The sequence below is a fragment of the Actinoplanes sp. TFC3 genome, assembly GCF_001553785.1.
In the GTDB taxonomy this organism is placed as follows: Bacteria; Actinomycetota; Actinomycetes; order Mycobacteriales; family Micromonosporaceae; genus Actinoplanes.
The window spans coordinates 325,045-341,142 of record NZ_LOJP01000001.1; the positions used below are offsets into that span (position 1 = coordinate 325,045).

Sequence of the window (16,098 nt, forward strand, 5' to 3'; positions counted from 1 at the left end):
ATCGCATGCAGCGACAACTCGGCGCCAGGTACACCGCTGCCTCGCCGCGCGGTTGGCGCAGGCCACCGGGGTCGGAGATCAACTAGTCAGCGGCCAGGTCCCGGTAGGCCGGGCGCAGCACGTCGGTCAGCGGGATGTGCCGCACCTTGATCGGTGGGGCGTCGAGGACCCGGAGCAACAATTCCGGGGGTACGGTCGTGCGCGCCGGGCGTTCGCGTAGCCGGCCCAGGGAGATGGCCGGTGCGTAGTAATCGGTGAGCCGGGACTCCAGGTCCTGCTTGTCGATGGCGAGCGGGTCCACCTCCTCGACCGGCTCGGGCAGCCCGCGCAAAGCCGACAGAACCCCGTCGCGGTCCCGGCCACGCCACGCGAGCACCAGGAACGGGTCGTTGTCGAACGCCTCGGCGAGCACGTACAGCACCGCCGAGGCATGCTTGCACGGCACACCCCAGTCCGGGCAGGTGCAGCGCATGTCCAGGTTGGACGGGAAGAGCGGCAAGCCGAGGCCGGCGAACACGTCGACAATCTCGTGCGGCATGTCCCCGGCCAGCAGGGCGGCGCGGTACAGAGCTTGGGCGCCGAGCACGGTCAGGATCTGCGTCCACTGTGCTTCGTCGTACGCCGGAATGGTGATCGTGATCTCGTAGGGCGCCGGCCGGGAGCCTTGCACCCGGCCGAACACGCGCCCGGGGGTGAGCTCGAAGTCGATGACCTGCCCTTTGCGCGCGTAGCTGCGCCCGCGCCCCAAGCGGCCGGGTTGGCAGATATTTTCCAGCAGGTCAACGAAGCGCCGCGACCACCATTGTTCGCCGATTTTCCCGCGTTGCGCGCGCACCGCGATGCCGCCGTCCACGCGGATCGGCCCGTTGTTGTCGAACCAGCGTCCGTCGGGATCCACCGGCATGTCAGCGCACCGCCGCGGCTTGAAGTGAGAACAGGTCACGCAGCTCATCGGTGGTGAGGTCGGTGACCCATTCCTCGCCGGTCCCGACCACTGTGGATGCCAGAGCCTTCTTACGCTCGATCATCGCGTCGATCTTCTCCTCCAGCGTGCCGGTGCAGATGAACTTGCGCACCTGCACGTTGCGCGACTGTCCGATGCGGAATGCGCGGTCGGTGGCCTGATCCTCGACCGCGGGATTCCACCAGCGGTCGTAATGGATGACGTGGTTGGCGGCGGTGAGGTTGAGGCCGGTGCCCGCCGCTTTCAGGGAGAGCAGGAACAGCATCGGCTCGGGCTCGTTCTGGAAACGCTCAACCATCTCGTCGCGTCTGGACTTGGGGAGTCCACCATGGAGCCACAGCACGGGGCGTTCGAGATGGGCGGCGAGATATGGCTGCAACATCGAACCGAATTCCGAATATTGCGTGAAGATCAGCGCCTTGTCGCCGTCCTCGATGATTTCCTGGGCCAACTCCTCAAGCCGGGCCAGCTTTCCCGACCGGCCCGGCAGCCGCGAGCCGTCCTTGAGCAGGTGCGCCGGGTGGTTGCAGACCTGCTTGAGTTTCGTCATTGCGGCGATCACGTTGCCGCGGCGCTGGATGCCTTCGCTGCCTTCGATCACCGCGAGCATGTCCTCGACCACCGCTTGGTACAAAGTGGCCTGTTCGGGGGTCAGTGGGCACCACACCTTCATCTCGTTCTTCTCCGGCAGGTCGGAGATGATCGACTTGTCGGTTTTGAGGCGGCGCAGGACAAACGGGCCGGTAGCGCGCTTGAGGGCGGTGGCCGCATCGGTGTCGCCGCGCACCTCGATGGGTTCTTGGAAACGCTTACGGAAACGTTTTGCCGAACCGAGCAGCCCAGGATTGGTGAACTCCATGATGGACCACAGTTCGGCGAGATGGTTCTCCACGGGCGTACCGGTCAGAGCCAATCGTGTCCGGGCCGGGATGGAACGTACCGCTTGAGCCTGCCTGGTTCCGCTGTTCTTGATTGCCTGCGCTTCATCACAAACCACGCGGCCCCAGCGGATTTCCTGCAATACGGCCAAGTCGCGCAAGGCGGTTCCGTAGGTCGTGATGACCACATCGGACTCAACCGTCATGGTCTGGAACTCGGTATCGCGTTTACGAGCGCCGCCATGGTGAACGTGCACGCGCAGATCCGGTGCAAAACGCGCTGCTTCCTTCTGCCAATTGCTCACCAGTGACATGGGACAGATGAGAAGTGTGGGTGCCAGTTGCGCACCGCCCGCCCGTTCGGTCAGCAACAGCGAAAGCGTCTGCGCGGTCTTTCCCAACCCCATGTCGTCCGCCAGAATGCCACCGAGCCCCAGCCGCGCCAGGAAATGCAACCACGACAGACCCCTTTCCTGGTACGGCCGCAGCACCCCCTGAAACCCGTCGGGAGTAGCCATCGGTTCGAGTCGCTGGTCGGCCTCCCCGGACAGCAGGTCACCGAGCCGCCCGTCGGCATCCACCTCGACCAGCGGCAGATCCTCCTCGCCGCCATCGGCTACCTGCTGCAGCACCTCACCAACGGTGATCTCGCCATCACGGCGCTGTCCCACCGCCCGCAGGGCCGCCTTGAGCTGCCGGTCATCCAGCTCAACCCACTGCCCGCGCACCCGGACCAGCGGCACCTTCAACCGGGCCAGCTCGGCCAGTTCGCCGGCGCTGATCGCACTGTCCCCGATCACCAGGTCCAACCGGAACGCGACCAGCTCCTCCAACCCGAACCCGGAGCCGGCGGCGGCCTTACCCGAGGGCGCCATGCCCTTGCTCCGGGTGGTGAGCTTGAGCCCGACCGCCTTGCGCCCGGCCCAGGCCGGCAACTGGACGCCGAACCCGGCCGCCTGCAGCAGCGGCGCGGCCTGGCTGAGGAACTCGTGCGCCTCGGCCGTGCTCAGCACCATGCCCGACGGCTGCGCCTCCAGCAGCGCGCCGTGCAGAGCGGGGAAGAGACGCACGGCCCGGCCCAGCCCGGCCAGCAAGGTCTCGTCGGCGCGCCCGGTCAGCCCCGGCAGCCGGTCGCCGTCCCAGACGCCTTCGGCTGGCAGGTACAGGCCGAGGTCGTCGGCGGACTGCAACGCGAAGCCGAGAAGCCATTCGTCCTCGCCGGGCTCGGGCTCGACCAGCCGGAAGCTCACCCGGATCGGCCCGTTCGCGTCGTGCGCAGCCCGCAGCCAGGCCTCGAGCGCGATGCTCAGCTTGGCCACCTCCGCCGGGTCGGCCCCGGGCAGGGTCGGATCGGTGGCGGTCAGCGCGGACACCCACCGGTCGGTGAGCTCGGCCCGGGTGCCGGGTCGCATACCCAGCAGCAGGCGTTCGGGCATGGCCTGACGGGCGGCCGAGTCGGTCATCGCGCCGAGCGCGTCGCGCAGGGTGGCGCCGGCCGCGGCGCCGCTGACCCGGGCGACCGGGGGCATGCCGGTGGCGAAGTCACGGAACATCACGGCGTCGGCACCGGTGAGCACCGGGCGCCAGCGGGCGGTGGGTGTGCCGGCCTCGGTGACGAGCTGGGGCAGCATGCGCCCGCGTTTGGCCAGGTCGCAGGCCCCCCCGGCGAGCAGCGAGAGGTAGCGCAGGGAGGGTGCGGCCAGCCACGGGCCGCCGGGGCCGGGGCCGGCCAGGGACGCGAGGGTCGCCAGGGCGTCGGCACCGTCAACGGCCAGCACGGGTACGTCCCAAGCGCCGAGCCGGAGCCCGCGGGTGGGCGGTTCACTGCTCGAAGCCAGCGGACCCTTCCCGGTGCTGGGCAACTGCAGCGACAGCACGAGCTCGTCGCCCTCGACGTCGCTGAGCACCCCGGCCAGCGCACTCGCCGGCGCCGCGAACGGGTGCGCGCGGCGCCGCGCCCGGGAAGCCGAAGTTGGCGGAAGCTCCGGATCCTCCGCCCAGAGCACCAGCCGGCCAGTGCCCCACCCGCCGTGCACCACCAGCACCGCGACCCCCCTCACGCTCAACCTCGTCGAGATTAGCGACCCGGGCAGGCAGTGACCCGCACCGCTGACCACTCGTACGCGGGAGACGTACTCTTCAGAACGTGACGGTGAACGCGGAGATCGACAGCATCCTGCAGCGGGCGGCCGACGGCGGGCGGATCACGCCCGAGGAAGCGCTGCTGCTCTACACCGACGCGCCCTTCCACGCTCTGGGCGAGGCGGCCGATGCGGTACGCCGCCGCCGCTACCCCGACGGCATCGTCACCTACCTGATCGACCGCAACATCAACTACACGAACGTGTGCGTGACGGCGTGCAAGTTCTGTGCGTTCTTCCGGGCCCCGAAGCACAAGGAGGGCTGGTCGCACCCGATGGAGGAGATCCTCCACCGCTGCGGCGAGGCCGTCGACCTCGGTGCCACCCAGGTCATGCTGCAGGGCGGGCACCACCCCGACTACGGCATCGAGTACTACGAGAACCTGTTCTCCTCGGTCAAGCAGGCGTACCCGGAGCTGGTCATCCATTCCATCGGGCCCAGCGAGATCCTGCACATGGCCAAGGTGTCGGGCACCTCCATCGAGGAGGCCGTCCTGCGGATCAAGGCGGCCGGGCTCGACTCGATCGCCGGAGCCGGTGCCGAGATGCTGCCCGAGCGCCCGCGCAAGGCGATCGCTCCGCTGAAGGAGTCCGGCGCGCGCTGGCTGGAGGTCATGGCCATCGCCCACCGCAACGGGCTGAGCAGCACCGCGACCATGATGATGGGCACCGGCGAGACCAACGCCGAGCGCATCGAGCACATCCGGATGATCCGCGACGTGCAGGACCTCGCGGTGGCCAACGGCTACCAGGACACCCCGGTCGAGGCCGAGGGCACCGGCGGGTTCCGCTCGTTCATCCCGTGGACCTACCAGCCGGAGAACAACCACCTCAAGGGCCGCACCCAGGCCACGAACATGGAATACCTGCGCTTCGTGGCGATGTCCCGGCTCTTCTTCGACAACGTCGCCCACCTGCAGGCGTCCTGGCTGACCACGGGCAAGGACGTCGGTCAGCTGTCGCTGCACATGGGCGTCGACGACCTCGGCTCGATCATGCTGGAGGAGAACGTCATCTCCTCGGCCGGCGCCAAGCACCGTTCCAACCTGCTTGAGCTGATCTCGATGATCCGCACGGCCGACCGCATCCCGGCGCAGCGCGACACGCTCTACCGCCACCTGGCGGTGCACCGCACCGAGGCCGACGACCCCACCGACGAGCGGGTCATGTCGCACTTCTCCTCGATCGCGATCGCCGGCGGCGGCCGCAAGAACCTACCGCTGGTCGAGGCAAGCTGAGGGGTCCGGCTCCGCCTTACGACCGGTCGGTCAAGCCGATCGGTCAGGTGCTGCTCGGTGGACCGGGGAGGGGCTGATTGCTCCTCGGTAACGAGGTCCGTGTCGCTCTGGTACGGCGTGTTCCCGCTGGTTACGTTGCCTTCGTAACAAGCAGTACCTGAAGCGTCGCCGAGGCAGCTGACCGCCGGCGGTGGGTTCGGACCCGACCGATGGCGGTCGTATATATAACGCACAAGGAACGGGCGGGATGGGTCACCATCCCGCCCGTTCTGTTTGCCCCGGGTGGCAGTATTCGTGGCGTGACGCGCGCAGACCTGGACAAGCAGCCGCATGAGGTCGCCGAGATGTTCGACGGCGTGGCGAAGCGGTACGACCTGACCAACACCGTGCTCGCCTGCGGGCAGGACCGCGGTTGGCGGCGGGCGACCCGCTCCGCGCTCGGGCTGCGACCCGGCGAGCGGGTTCTCGACGTGGGCGCGGGCACCGGGGTGTCGACCGAGGAGCTGGAGCGCTCGGAGGCCTTCGCGGTCGGGGCCGACCTGTCGACCGGGATGTTGCGGGCCGGGCGGTCCAGTGGTCGTACGGTGCCGTTGGTGGCCGGGGACGCGTTGAAGCTGCCGTTCGCCGACGAGTCGTTCGACGCGGTGACGATCTCCTTCGCGCTGCGCAACGTCGTTGACACCGAGGCCGCGCTGCACGAGCTGGCCCGGGTCACCCGGCCCGGCGGGCGGCTGGTGGTGTGCGAGTTCAGCACGCCCACGATGCCGGCCTTCCGCACGGTCTACATGCAGTACCTGATGCGCAGTCTGCCAGTGGTGGCCCGCAGCGTGTCCAGCAACCCGGACGCGTACGTCTATCTCGCCGAGTCGATCCGCGCCTGGCCGGACCAGCAGGCGCTGGCCGCTCGCATCGCCGGGTCGCTCGCCTGGCGCCGGGTGGGCTGGCGCAATTTGACCGGCGGCGTGGTCGCCCTCCATCGAGCAATTAAGGGCTAAAAGCCCGTTTCGTCGGCTATTCGGGTGTTAGCTCGATGTATGACGACTACCGATCTGCTTGTCGACGACGCGGACATCGACGTCCCCATCGACGACCGCGATGAGGGAGAGCGCCGGGCATTGAAGCTGGCGGATTTACTACGCAGAGTCGCGGTACACAACCCCGCGTATGCCCAGGTGCTCCTGGATGAACTCGTCGAATCGCTGGACCAGGCCACCGACGGCAAATTCCGCGACTATGTCGAGGCGGTCAACCGCGGCCTCGGGGCGCACACACAGTAATCCTCGCATTGCGGGCAATTCACACGCCCGAAACACTTAGGGTTCCCTAACCCTGATCCGCCTCGATGCCGGTCTTAGACTCCGGACTGGGCTAGCTTGTGAACTGTTTCACTAGCACCGCTTTCAGCAGCATTGCTGATCTAGCCCAGCGCGATACGGAGGTATGCCGTGAACGAGACCGTCGCCGACGAGGCAGACGTGATCGTGGTTGGGGCAGGGCCCGGTGGATCCGCCGCGGCCTACCACATGGCCAGGCACGGTCTGAGAGTACTTCTGCTGGAAAAGACGGAGTTTCCCAGGGAGAAAGTTTGTGGCGACGGACTCACTCCGCGGGCTGTACGCCAGCTCGTCCGGATGGGCGTCGACACCTCTGAGAAGGCCGGCTGGCTGCAGAACCGCGGCCTGCGGGTCATCGGCGGCGGGGTCCGGCTGGAACTGGACTGGCCCGACCTGGCGAGCTTCCCCAATTACGGACTCGTTCGTACCCGCCTCGATTTCGACGACATGCTGGCCAGGCGCGCGGTGGAAGCCGGCGTGCTGCTGCGCACCGGTGTGAACGTCACCGGCCCGGTGCTGGACGCCGACGGCCGGGCCATCGGGGTCGAGGCCAAGGCCGGGCCGGGTAAGGAGCCCGTTCAGTATCGCGCACCTTTGGTTGTGGCGGCGGACGGGGTGTCCGGCAAGCTCCCGCTCGCCATGGGCCTGGCCAAGCGTGACGACCGCCCGCTCGGCGTGGCCGTCCGGCGCTACTTCCACGCCCCTGGCTGGAGCGGTGACGACTACCTCGAGTCCTGGCTTGAGTTGCGCAGCGCCTCGGACCCCGACCGGCTGCTGCCCGGCTACGGCTGGATCTTCGGGCTCGGCGAGGGCCGGGTCAACGTGGGGCTCGGCATCCTCAATTCCTCAAGCGCCTTCGGCAAGACCAATTACCGGGCGCTGCTCACCGACTGGCTCGCCACCACCCCCGAGGACTGGGGGATGCGCGACGAGGCCAACGCCGAGGGCCCGACCCTGGGGGCCGCGCTGCCGATGGGCTTCAACCGGGTGCCGCACTACACCCGGGGAATGCTGCTGGTCGGCGACTCCGGCGGCATGGTCAACCCGATGAACGGCGAGGGCATCGCCTACGCCATGGAATCCGGCGAGCTGGCCGCCGAGGTCGCGGTGCAGGCGCTGGCCCGGGCCGCGGGCGCCGATCGCGAGCGGGCTCTGCAGGCTTATCCGGCCGAGCTCAAGAGCCGCTTCGGTGGCTACTACCGGGTCGGCGGCATCTTCGTGAAGCTGATCGGCAACCCGCAGATCATGCGCATCGCCACCAAGCACGGCATGCCGCACCCGACGCTGATGCGCTTCGTGCTGAAGCTGCTCGCGAACCTCACCGATCCCCGGGACGGCGACGCCATGGACCGGGTCATCAATGCCCTCACGAAGGTGGCACCGGCGGTGTAGTAATTCGGGCACCCCGGTCGACAACAGGCAAAAGCACACAAATAGTGTGAAGCGGCTAACAGTCGAGCAGGAGACGGCATGACGCTCAATCCCTACGTACCGATCGTCGGACTGCTGATTCTCGGCGCGCTCTTCGCCCTTTTCTCGGTGTCGATCGCCCCGATCGTCGGTCCGAAGCGCTACAACCGGGCGAAACTCGAGGCGTACGAGTGCGGCATCGAGCCGGCCCCGCAGCCTATTGGCGGCGGCCGTTTCCCGGTGAAGTTCTACCTGACCGCGATGCTTTTCATCGTCTTCGACATCGAGACGATTTTCCTCTACCCGTGGGCCGTCAACTTCGAGGCGCTGGGCCTGTTCGGGTTCGTTGAGATGGTCCTCTTCATCGTCACCGTCTTCATCGCCTACACCTATGTGTGGCGGCGCGGCGGACTCAACTGGGACTGAGGCGCAACCTATGGGAATCGAAGAGAAACTCCCGAGCGGCATCCTGCTGACGTCGGTGGAGAAGCTGTCCAACTGGGCCCGTAAGTCGTCCTTCTGGGGCGCGACCTTCGGCCTGGCCTGCTGCGCCATCGAGATGATGGCCGCCGGTGGACCCCACTACGACCTGGGCCGGTGGGGCATGGAGGTGTTCCGCGCCTCGCCCCGCCAGGCCGACCTGATGATCGTGGCCGGCCGGGTGAGCCAGAAGATGGCTCCGGTCGTACGCCAGATCTATGACCAGATGCCCGAGCCGCGTTCGGTCATCTCGATGGGCGTGTGCGCCTCGTCCGGCGGCATGTTCAACAACTACGCGATCGTGCAGGGCGTCGACCACATCGTCCCGGTCGACATCTACCTGCCGGGCTGCCCGCCGCGCCCGGAGATGCTCATCGACGCGATCCTCAAGATGCGCGAGAAGGTCATGGCCACCCCGCTGGGCCCCAACGGCCGCAAGATGCTCGAGGCCCGTCGTGAGCGCGGTGACGTGCCGGTCGTGGCGCCGGGCGCGATGCCCTCGTCGTACCGGGTGGACAAGGTCCGCCGGGCCGAGTGGACCCAGGCCGTCAAGGAGGGCCGCGAGGAGCAGTTGCGCATCGAGAACTGGATGAAGCTCCAGCCGCACCTGCGGGAGGGTGGCAAGTGACAACGCATTCCGAATCCGACGGCGGCGTACCGGCCGCCCAGCCGGTCGGCGCCAACGTCGACGCCCCGGCCCAGATCCCGCCGAGCCCGCTCAAGGGCATGTTCGGCGTCAAGGGCACCGGTGACGTCTCCGGCTTCGGTGGCCTGGCCCGCAAGCGGCCGACCACCGCGGACAGCCAGCGGCCCTTCGGCGGCTACTTCGACGAGGTCTACGACGCGCTGGAGGAGGCGTATCCCGGCTTCTCCGACGCGATCGAGAAGGTGGTCGTCGATCGTGGCGAACTCACTCTTCACATTGTGCCGGAGAAGATCGCCGAGGTTTGCCGAATCATGAGAGACGACGAATCTCTGCGGTTCGAACTCTGCTCCTCGGTGGACGGCGTCGACTACCTGGGCTCGGACAACCGCCGGCTGCACGTGACCTACCAGCTGACCTCCATGACGTACCGCCGCCGGGTGCGCCTGGAGATCGCGGTCGCCGCAGGCACCCCGGTGCCGAGCGTGACCGGGATCTACCCGACCGCCGACTGGCAGGAGCGGGAGGCGTACGACATGTTCGGCGTCGTCTTCGAAGGTCACCCCAACCTCACCCGGATCCTCATGCCGGACGACTGGGATGGCCACCCCCAGCGCAAGGACTACCCGCTCGGCGGCGTGCCCGTCGAGTACAAAGGCGCCGAAATTCCGCCTCCTGACCAGCGGAGGGTCTACCAATGACACAGTCCGGATACGCCACCGAACGCGAAACCACCGAGGGCCGCGTCTTCACGGTCACCGGTGGCGACTGGGACACGGTCACCAGCAGCGTCGACCCGCTCAGCAACGAGAAGATCGTCGTCAACATGGGCCCGCAGCACCCGTCGACGCACGGCGTGCTGCGGCTCGTGCTCGAACTCGAGGGTGAGACGGTCACCGAGGTCCGGCCGGTCATCGGATACCTGCACACCGGCATCGAGAAGAACCTCGAATACCGCAACTGGACCCAGGGCGTCACCTTCGTGACCCGGATGGACTACCTGTCCAACATGTTCAACGAGGCGGGTTACTGCCTCGCGGTGGAGAAGCTGCTCGGCATCACCGACCAGATCACCGAGCGGACGAACACGATCCGGGTCATGTTCATGGAGCTGCAGCGGATCGCTTCGCACCTGGTGTGGCTGGCGACCACCGGCATGGAGCTCGGCGCGATCTCGATGATGCTGTACGGCTTCCGCGAGCGCGAGTACATCCTCGACATTTTCGAGGAGACCTCCGGGCTGCGGATGAACAACGGCTACATCCGTCCGGGCGGGCTGTCGCAGGACGTGCCGGAATCCGCGATCAAGAAGATCCGCGAGTTCCTGACGTACATGCCGAAGAAGCTCAAGGAGTACGAAGCCATGCTCTCCGGCCAGGTGATCTGGCAGGAGCGCACCCAGGGCGTCGCCGTGCTCGACGTGACCGGCTGTCTGTCGCTGGGCATCACCGGCCCGGTGCTGCGCGCTTCCGGCCTGGCCTGGGACCTGCGCAAGACGATGCCGTACTGCGGGTACGAGACGTACGAGTTCGACGTGCCGACCGCCCAGACAGCCGACGTGTGGGGCCGCTACCTGGTGCGGGTGGCCGAGATCCGCGAGTCGCTGAAGATTGTCGAGCAGGCGCTCGACCGGCTGCGTCCCGGGCCGATCTACGTCGAGGACAAGAAGATCGCCTGGCCGTCGCAGCTCGCGCTGGGCGTGGACGGGCTCGGCAACTCGCTGGAGCACGTCGCCAAGATCATGGGTCAGTCGATGGAGTCGCTGATCCACCACTTCAAGCTTGTCACCGAGGGCTTCCGGGTCCCGCCGGGCCAGGTGTACGTGGGCATCGAGCACCCGCGCGGCGAACTCGGCGTGCACGCGGTGTCCGACGGCGGCACGCACCCCTACCGGGTGCACTACCGCGACCCGAGCTTCGTGAACCTGCAGGCCATTCCCGCAATGGCCGAAGGTGCGCTGCTGGCCGACGTGATCGCCGGCGGCGCCTCCCTGGACCCCGTGATGGGTGGGTGTGACCGATAGATGTCCGAGACCACAGTGGAGTTCACTCCCGCCGCAGCGCCGCTGGCGGAGAAGCTGCTTGCTCCGGCCCTGGAAATTCTGGACCGCTACCCCGCGGGCCGCGAACGTTCCGCGCTCCTGCCGCTGCTGCACCTGGTGCAGACCGAGGAGGGCTACGTCAGCCCGGCCGGCGTCGCGTTTTGCGCCGAGATCCTGCGCATCAACAAGGCGCAGGTCGGCGCGGTGGCCACGTTCTACACGATGTACAAGCGCAAGCCGACCGGTGACTACCTGATCAGCGTGTGCACGAACACCCTGTGCAACGTGCTCGGCGGCCAGGAGGTCTACGACGGCCTGGTCGAGCACCTGGGCGTGGGCCACGACCAGACCACCGCCGACGGCGCGATCACCCTGGAACATGCCGAGTGCCTGGCGGCCTGCGATTACGCGCCGGTCGTGACGGTCAACTACGACTACGCGATCGACGAGGCCACCCCGCAGGCGGCGGTGGACCTGGCCGAGCAGTTGCGCCGCGGCGAGCGCCCGGTGCCCAGCCGCGGCTCGCGGATCTGCTCGCTCAAGGAGATGCAGTTCCAGCTCGCCGGGTTCGCCGACGAGCGCGAGGGCGCTGTCGCGGACGGCCGGGCCGGTGCTCCGTCGCTGCGCGGCGTCAGCCTGGCCCAGGAACACGGTGTGGCGGTGGCGAACTTCACCATCGACACCCCGATCCCCACCACCAAGCCGGCTCGCGACGAGTCGGCCAAGGCGGTGAAGGATGCCGTACGGCCCAGCGCCGCCCCGGCCGAGCCGCACCACGAGAGCAAGCTCGCCAGCGTTGCCCGCAAGGCGGCCGGCGCGGTCAAGGCGGTAGTGGAGAAGGTCGAGCACCGCCACTCCGGCGAGCCGGTCAAGGCCGGCGACGTCAAGGACCCCGAGGTGCGCGCGGCCGAGGCCCGCAACCCCGACGCCGCCACCCCGGGATCGGGCGCGGCCAGTGCGGGCACCCGGCCGCAGTCCGGCCCCGTCCCATCGAATGCGGCCGAGGCCACGGCCACCGGCGACAACGCGGCGGCGGGGGACGGCAAGCCCGCCGGCGACAGCGAGCGCGGCGAAAGCATCGTGAGCGACACCAATGCCGCCCACCGGTCGAACGAGCAGTCCACCGGTAAGGACAACCCCGGGTGGCAGAACGCTCAGCGCGGTAGTGAGGAGACCAAGTGACTCAGCCCCGGCGTGAGGTGCTCCAGAAACTCACCCCCGTCCTCACCAAGCGCTGGCTGTCGCCGGACGCCTGGAAGATCGAGACGTACGAGCGGCTCGACGGGTACGCCGCCGTGCGTAAGGCGCTCGACGTGCACCCCGACGACCTGATCCAGCTGATCAAGGACTCGGGGCTGCGCGGCCGCGGCGGCGCCGGGTTCCCCACCGGCCTCAAGTGGGGTTTCATCCCGCAGGGCGACGGCAAGCCGCACTACCTGGTCATCAACGCCGACGAGGGCGAGCCGGGGACCTGCAAGGACGTGCCGCTGATGACGTACGACCCGCACTCGCTCGTGGAGGGCGCGATCATCGCGTCGTACGCGATCCGGGCCAGCCGGGCGTTCATCTACATCCGCGGCGAGGCGGTGCACGCGGCGCGGCGGCTGCGCCATGCCGTCAAGGAGGCCTATGCCAAGGGCTACCTCGGGCAGAACATCCTCGGTTCCGGGTTCGACCTGGACCTGGTGGTGCACAGCGGAGCCGGGGCGTACATCTGCGGCGAGGAAACCGCGCTGCTGGACTCGCTGGAAGGCTTCCGCGGTCAGCCCCGGCTGCGCCCGCCGTTCCCCGCGGTCGCCGGTCTCTACGCCAGCCCGACGGTGGTCAACAATGTCGGGACGATCGCCTCGGTGCCCTACATCGTGCTGGGCGGCGCCGACTGGTGGAAGAGCATGGGCACGGAGAAGTCGTCCGGACCGATGATCTACTCGCTGTCCGGCCGGGTCGCCAACCCCGGGCAGTACGAGTGCGGCCTGGGCATCACGCTGCGCGAGCTGATCGAGCTGGCGGGCGGGATGAAGCCGGGACACACCCTCAAGTTCTGGACACCCGGTGGTTCGTCCACCCCGCTGCTCACGGCCGAGCACATCGACACCGCGATGGACTTCGAGGGCGTCTCGGCGGCCGGCTCGATCCTGGGCACCACCGCGATGCAGATCTTCTCCGACCAGGACTGCCCGGTGTACGCGACCTGGCGCTGGCTGGAGTTCTACCACCACGAGTCCTGCGGCAAGTGCACCCCCTGCCGCGAGGGCAACTACTGGATGGTGCGGACGTACCGCCGGATTCTCTCGGGCGAAGGCACCTACCAGGACCTCGACACCCTGCAGGACACCGCCGACAACATCTTCGGACGGTCGTTCTGCGGTCTGGGCGATGGCGCGGCGACCCCGGTCGTCTCCACGCTGAAGTTCTTCCGGCAGGACTACCTCGACTACATCGAGGGCCGGACGGCTCCGCGGCTGTCCGCGAAGACCCTGGTAGGAGCGCACTGATGACCGACGTCGCCAAGAAGACCGATGAGGTCACGCTCACCATCGACGGCGTCGAGGTGACCGCCGCCAAGGGTGAGCTGGTCATCCGGGTCGCCGAGCGGATGGGCATCGCGATCCCGCGGTTCTGCGACCACCCGCTGCTGGCCCCGGCCGGCGCCTGCCGCCAGTGCCTGGTGGAGGTGGAGGGCCAGCGCAAGCCGGTGGCCTCCTGCACCCAGACGGTGGCCGAGGGCATGGTGGTCAAGACCCAGCTCAGCTCGCCGGTCGCGCAGAAGGCGCAGGGCGGCGTGATGGAGCTGCTGCTGGCCAACCACCCGCTGGACTGCCCGACCTGCGACAAGGGCGGCGAGTGCCCGCTGCAGAACCAGGCGATGACCAACGGGCGCACCGACTCGCGCTTCCACGAGCACAAGCGCGAGTATGAGAAGCCGATCCACATCAGCAGCCAGGTCCTGCTCGACCGCGAACGCTGCATCCTGTGCCAGCGCTGCACCCGCTTCTCCGAGGAGATCGCCGGGGACAAGTTCATCGACCTGATGGACCGCTCCTCCGGCGAGCAGATCAACGTCTACCGCGACGACTTCTTCGGTGGCGAGGGGACCGGCGACGGGCAGGTCGGCGAGGGTGCCGGCGATGTCCCGTTCAACTCCTACTTCTCCGGCAACACGATCCAGATCTGCCCGGTCGGCGCGCTGACCGGCGAGCAGTACCGGTTCCGGGCCCGCCCGTTCGACCTGGTCTCCACGCCGACGGCCTGCGAGCACTGCGCGGCCGGCTGCGCGATGCGAGCCGACCACCGGCGCGGCAAGGTGCTGCGCCGGCTGGCCGGTGACGACCCCGCGGTCAACGAGGAGTGGAACTGCGACAAGGGCCGGTGGGGCTTCCGCTACACCACCGGCTACGACCGCATCACCACCCCGCTCATCCGCGACGCCGGCAGCGGTGAGCTGCGCGAGGCTTCCTGGTCCGAGGCGCTGCTCGCGGCGGCCGAGGGGCTGGCTGCGGCCAAGGGCCGGGGAGTGGGCGTGCTCACCGGCGGACGGCTGACGGTGGAGGACGCGTACGCGTACGCGAAGTTCGCCAGGGTCGCGCTCGGCACCAACGACATCGACTTCCGGGCGCGCCCGCTGTCCACGGAGGAGGCCGACTTCCTGGCCGCCTCGGTGGCCGGGGTCAGCGACGTCACCTACGAGGACGTCGAGAACGCGCCATCGGCGGTCATCGTCGGGTTGGAGCCCGAGGAGGAGTGCCCGATCCTGTTCCTGCGCCTGCGCAAGGGACACAACAAGAAGAAGCTGCAGGTCACGGCGGTGGCGCCGTTCCTGAGCCGGGGCTTGGAGAAGCTGGGTGCGGCGCTGGTCGCAGCGGTGCCCGGCGACGAGGCCCGGCTGCTCGGCACCGACCCGGCCGTGGCCGCCGCGCTGGCCGCCCCCGGTTCGCTGCTGATCGTCGGTGAGCGGCTGGCCGGTGTGCCCGGTGGGCTGTCCGCCGCAGCCGCGCTGGCCGCCCGCACCGGTGCCCGGATCGCCTGGGTGCCGCGGCGGGCCGGGGACCGCGGTGCGGTCGACGCCGGCTGCCTGCCCAACCTGCTGCCCGGGGGCCGTCCGGTCGCTGACGCCGGCGCTCGCGCGGAGCTTGCCCGTGCCTGGGACGTCGCCGCGGACGCGCTGCCGGCCGGGGTGGGCCGCGACACCGACGCGATCGTGGCGGCCGCGGCCGACGGCACGCTCGCCGCCCTGCTGGTCGCCGGTGTGGACCCGAACGACCTGGCCGACCCGCGCCGGGCTGAGCAAGCCCTGACCGCGGTGCCGTTCCTGGTCAGCGTGGAGCTGCGGCACAGCGCCGTGACCCGGCACGCCGACGTGGTGCTGCCGATCGCCCCGGCCGCCGAGAAGTCGGGCACGTTCATGGACTGGGAGGGCCGGCTGCGCACCTTCGAGGCCGTCCTGCCGACCGGTGCCATGACCGACGGGCGGGTGCTCGAAGCCATCGCCGCGCTGTTGGACGTGGTGCTGGGCACCGGGGACGTCGGCGCGATCCGCCGCGAGCTGGGTGCGATGCCGGCCAGCGCGTCGGCACGCCCGGCGCTGCCCGGGGTGGCCGCGGGCAGCCTGCCCAAGCCCGGTGCGGGCGAGGCGGTGCTGGCGTCCTGGCACCAGCTGCTCGACAACGGCACGCTGCTCGACGGCGACGAGGTGCTGGCCGGCACGGCCCGGCCGCCGGTCGTGCGGCTCGGCAAGGACCTCGCCGAGTCGCTGGGCATCGCCGACGGTGACGCGGTCACGGTCGGCACCGACCGGGGGGCAATCACCCTGCCGGCCGCCATCACGGAGCTCGCGCCGCAGGTGGTGTGGGTGCCGACGAACTCGCCCGGATCGACGCTGCGGCGCAGCCTGGGCGTCACGTCCGGGGCCGTGGTGCGGCTGACCGCCGGTAAGCCGGGGCCGATCCTCGCTCAGGGGGACAACTGATGA

Annotated in this window: 13 protein-coding genes; 11 read left to right on the forward strand and 2 right to left on the reverse strand. The window is 68.9% G+C overall.

The genetic code is table 11. The features are described 5' to 3' along the window. Window positions 1-82 precede the first annotated feature (82 nt). Together TFC3_RS01495 and TFC3_RS01500 are read right to left on the reverse strand one after the other, a co-directional pair. Window positions 83-904: an SWIM zinc finger family protein gene (locus TFC3_RS01495; protein ID WP_067494540.1), complete on the reverse strand. Its 822-nt coding sequence runs from the start codon at window positions 902-904 to the stop codon at window positions 83-85. 1 nt (window position 905) lies between these two features. Continuing rightward, window positions 906-3,887 (reverse strand): DEAD/DEAH box helicase, encoded by a 2,982-nt coding sequence (locus tag TFC3_RS01500; RefSeq protein WP_067494543.1) that lies wholly within the window; start codon window positions 3,885-3,887, stop codon window positions 906-908. A 101-nt stretch (window positions 3,888-3,988) separates the two neighbouring features. Here TFC3_RS01500 and mqnC point away from each other — a divergent pair, with 101 nt between their 5' ends. From mqnC to TFC3_RS01555, 11 genes are all read left to right on the forward strand, one after another. After that, window positions 3,989-5,221 carry a cyclic dehypoxanthinyl futalosine synthase gene (gene mqnC / locus TFC3_RS01505; protein ID WP_067494547.1) on the forward strand — a complete coding sequence of 411 codons (1,233 nt, stop codon included), beginning with the start codon at window positions 3,989-3,991 and terminating at the stop codon, window positions 5,219-5,221. 299 nt (window positions 5,222-5,520) lie between these two features. Further along, window positions 5,521-6,216 (forward strand): demethylmenaquinone methyltransferase, encoded by a 696-nt coding sequence (locus TFC3_RS01510; protein WP_067494549.1) that lies wholly within the window; start codon window positions 5,521-5,523, stop codon window positions 6,214-6,216. Window positions 6,217-6,255: 39 nt separating this feature from the next. Then, a complete protein-coding gene (locus tag TFC3_RS01515; RefSeq protein ID WP_067494552.1) occupies window positions 6,256-6,498 on the forward strand; it encodes a hypothetical protein in 243 nt (80 codons plus the stop codon). 168 nt (window positions 6,499-6,666) lie between these two features. Continuing rightward, complete coding sequence (locus tag TFC3_RS01520) at window positions 6,667-7,947, forward strand: geranylgeranyl reductase family protein (protein ID WP_067494555.1); 1,281 nt, start codon at window positions 6,667-6,669, stop codon at window positions 7,945-7,947. 78 nt (window positions 7,948-8,025) lie between these two features. After that, window positions 8,026-8,391: an NADH-quinone oxidoreductase subunit A gene (locus tag TFC3_RS01525; RefSeq protein WP_067494557.1), complete on the forward strand. Its 366-nt coding sequence runs from the start codon at window positions 8,026-8,028 to the stop codon at window positions 8,389-8,391. A 10-nt stretch (window positions 8,392-8,401) separates the two neighbouring features. After that, window positions 8,402-9,073, forward strand: coding sequence for an NADH-quinone oxidoreductase subunit B family protein (locus tag TFC3_RS01530; RefSeq protein WP_067494560.1), 672 nt, complete (start codon window positions 8,402-8,404; stop codon window positions 9,071-9,073). Continuing rightward, window positions 9,070-9,789, forward strand: a complete 720-nt coding sequence (locus TFC3_RS01535; RefSeq protein WP_067494563.1) for an NADH-quinone oxidoreductase subunit C — start codon at window positions 9,070-9,072, stop codon at window positions 9,787-9,789. The genes TFC3_RS01530 and TFC3_RS01535 overlap by 4 nt, the downstream gene beginning before the upstream one ends. Beyond that, window positions 9,786-11,111 carry an NADH-quinone oxidoreductase subunit D gene (locus TFC3_RS01540; protein ID WP_067494566.1) on the forward strand — a complete coding sequence of 442 codons (1,326 nt, stop codon included), beginning with the start codon at window positions 9,786-9,788 and terminating at the stop codon, window positions 11,109-11,111. Before TFC3_RS01535 ends, TFC3_RS01540 begins: the two co-directional genes overlap by 4 nt. Further along, on the forward strand, window positions 11,112-12,311 hold the full coding sequence (gene nuoE, locus TFC3_RS01545) for an NADH-quinone oxidoreductase subunit NuoE (RefSeq protein WP_067494569.1): 1,200 nt from the start codon (window positions 11,112-11,114) through the stop codon (window positions 12,309-12,311). It abuts the gene before it with no gap. Beyond that, window positions 12,308-13,624, forward strand: a complete 1,317-nt coding sequence (gene nuoF / locus TFC3_RS01550) for an NADH-quinone oxidoreductase subunit NuoF (RefSeq protein WP_067494571.1) — start codon at window positions 12,308-12,310, stop codon at window positions 13,622-13,624. The genes nuoE and nuoF overlap by 4 nt, the downstream gene beginning before the upstream one ends. After that, window positions 13,624-16,095 carry an NADH-quinone oxidoreductase subunit G gene (locus TFC3_RS01555; protein WP_067494573.1) on the forward strand — a complete coding sequence of 824 codons (2,472 nt, stop codon included), beginning with the start codon at window positions 13,624-13,626 and terminating at the stop codon, window positions 16,093-16,095. Before nuoF ends, TFC3_RS01555 begins: the two co-directional genes overlap by 1 nt. Window positions 16,096-16,098: the final 3 nt, after the last annotated feature.